This window comes from Pseudomonas sp. TWI923, from assembly GCF_039673365.1.
In the GTDB taxonomy this organism is placed as follows: domain Bacteria; phylum Pseudomonadota; class Gammaproteobacteria; order Pseudomonadales; family Pseudomonadaceae; genus Aquipseudomonas; species Aquipseudomonas sichuanensis.
The window spans coordinates 1-2,256 of sequence record NZ_JBDJLM010000163.1 but is presented as its reverse complement, the minus strand read 5'-3'; the positions used below and the strand labels follow the sequence as shown (position 1 = coordinate 2,256).

The following is a 2,256-nucleotide window of genomic DNA, read 5'->3' as shown; positions in this document are numbered from 1 at the left end:
GGGTTATGTGATCTCCTGTGGGAGCCGGCTTGCCGGCGATGGGCTGCGCAGCAGCCCCAACAACACTTACTTCAGTACAGCCAGCGCCGCGTCGTAGTTCGGCTCGTCGGCGATTTCGCCCACCAGCTCGCTGTGCAGCACCTTGTCGTTTTCATCCAGCACCACCACGGCGCGGGCGGCCAGGCCGGCCAGCGGGCCGTCGGCGATGGCCACGCCGTAGTTTTCCAGGAACTCACGGCCACGCAGAGTCGACAGGTTCTTCACGTTCTCCAGGCCTTCGGCGCCGCAGAAGCGGGCCTGGGCGAATGGCAGGTCGGCGGAGATGCACAGCACCACGGTGTTGGCCACGTCGTTGGCCTGGGCGTTGAACTTGCGCACCGAGGTGGCGCAGGTCGGGGTGTCGACGCTTGGGAAGATATTCAGCACCTTGCGCTTGCCGGCGAAGTCTTTCAGCGAGGTGTCAGCCAGGTTGCCGGCAACCAGCGAGAAGGCAGGCGCCTGGGCGCCGACTTGCGGCAGATTACCGCTGACCTGAACCGGGCCGCCTTTGAGAGTCACTTGAGCCATGGGGAAATCATCCTTAGTACGGGGTTGGTAAAAGACCCCGAGTTAAGCATGAAGCCGCGCAAGTGCCTATAAGCAAACATGAAATTGTTCTATTGCCAGACAATTTCTGTGGACAAAAAAATGTCCGGGTGGCGACAACCAACCCGGACATTTCTTATTGCAAGCGGTCGATTCAGCCGATCAGGCCGTACACCACCGAGGTCAGGGCCACCAGGCCGATGACAACCACGAACAGGTTCGACAGCGCGCCGCTGTACTTGCGCATCGACGGCACGCGACGGATGGCGTACATCGGCATCAGGAACAGCAGCACGGCGATGATCGGGCCACCGAGGGACTCGATCATGCCGAGGATGCTCGGGTTGAGGGTGGCGACGATCCAGCACACCACCAGCATCAGTGCGGCGACCATGCGGTCCAGGGCCTTGGCGCCCGGGCGCAGGCCGGTCTTGACGATCATGCCCTTGAGGCCTTCGCTGGCACCGATGTAGTGGCCCAGGAACGACTTGGCGATGGCGATGAACGCGATCAGCGGCGCGGCAAAGGCGATGGTCGGCTGGTCGAAGTGGTTGGCCAGGTACGACAGGATCGACAGGTTCTGCGCCTTGGCTTCGGCCAGCTGGGCGCTGCTCAGGGTCAGCACGCAGCTGAACACGAAGAACAGCACCATCAGCACCATCAGCAGGTGGGCGCGGCGCAGGATCTGGCCGCTGCGCTCGTCGGCATGGTCACCGTAGCGGCGCTTCTGGTCAACGGCGAAGGCCGAGATGATCGGCGAGTGGTTGAACGAGAACACCATCACCGGAATGGCCAGCCACACGGTGTGCAGGAAGGCAGAACCCGACGGCACTTGCGACGCGGTGTCCAGGATACCGCCGGTCCAGTGCGGCACCAGGTACAGGGCCAGCAGCGCCAGGGCGACGATGAACGGGTAGACCAGCAGGCTCATGACCTTGACCGTGGCCTGCTCACCGCAACGCACGATCGCCAGCAGGCCGAGGATCAACACGAACGACAGGATCGCCCGCGGCGGCGGCGCGATGTGCAGCTGGTGCTCCATGAAGCTGCTGACGGTGTTGGTCAGGGCTACGCTGTAGATCAGCAGGATCGGGAAGATGGCGAAGAAGTACAGCACGGTGATCAGCGCACCGGCCTTGATGCCGAAGTGCTCTTCCACGACCTGGGTGATGTCGCCGCCACTACGCCCGGACAGCACGAAACGGGTCAGGCCGCGGTGGGCGAAGTAAGTCATGGGGAACGCCAGCGCCGCGAGGATCAGCAGCGGCCAGAAGCCGCCGAGGCCGGCGTTGATCGGCAGGAACAGGGTTCCGGCGCCGATGGCCGTGCCGAACAGGCCCAGCATCCAGGTGGTGTCGTGACGCGACCAGCTGCCAAGGGTGGCGGGGGTCGATTCTGCAAAGCGTTGTTCAACGCTTGGGGCCTGCTCATTCATTCCGGGTGAAGCTCCACTCGCAAGACTGCAACAGGCTGAGAATGGCGAAATAGACGTTTCGCCCAACTCAACCGGGGAAGAGGGGCGCGATTGTGCATGCAAAGGTTGCACTTGGGGAAGCCCCGTCCGAGGGACGGTTGCACTTGTCTTTACAAGCGGGTTGTGCAGGAGGGGCTGCTTTGCAGCCCTTTCGCGGCACAAGGCCGCTCCTACAGAGAAACGCAACTCCCTGTAGG

General features: G+C 63.0%; 2 protein-coding genes. Both read right to left on the bottom strand.

Translation table 11 applies throughout. From position 1 onward, the window contains the following. Positions 1-66 precede the first annotated feature (66 nt). On the bottom strand, positions 67-567 hold the full coding sequence (tpx, locus tag ABE459_RS25880) for a thiol peroxidase (RefSeq protein WP_125464238.1): 501 nt from the start codon (positions 565-567) through the stop codon (positions 67-69). Positions 568-739: 172 nt separating this feature from the next. Then, a complete protein-coding gene (locus tag ABE459_RS25875) occupies positions 740-2,020 on the bottom strand; it encodes a serine/threonine transporter (protein ID WP_125464239.1) in 1,281 nt (426 codons plus the stop codon). Between the last annotated feature and the right edge of the window lie 236 nt (positions 2,021-2,256).

Excerpts from the sequence above, each read along its gene's own strand:
- tpx (WP_125464238.1), bottom strand. The coding sequence starts at position 567 with ATGGCTCAAGTGACTCTCAAAGGCGGCCCGGTTCAGGTCAGCGGTAAT.
- ABE459_RS25875 (WP_125464239.1), bottom strand. The coding sequence starts at position 2,020 with ATGAATGAGCAGGCCCCAAGCGTTGAACAACGCTTTGCAGAATCGACC.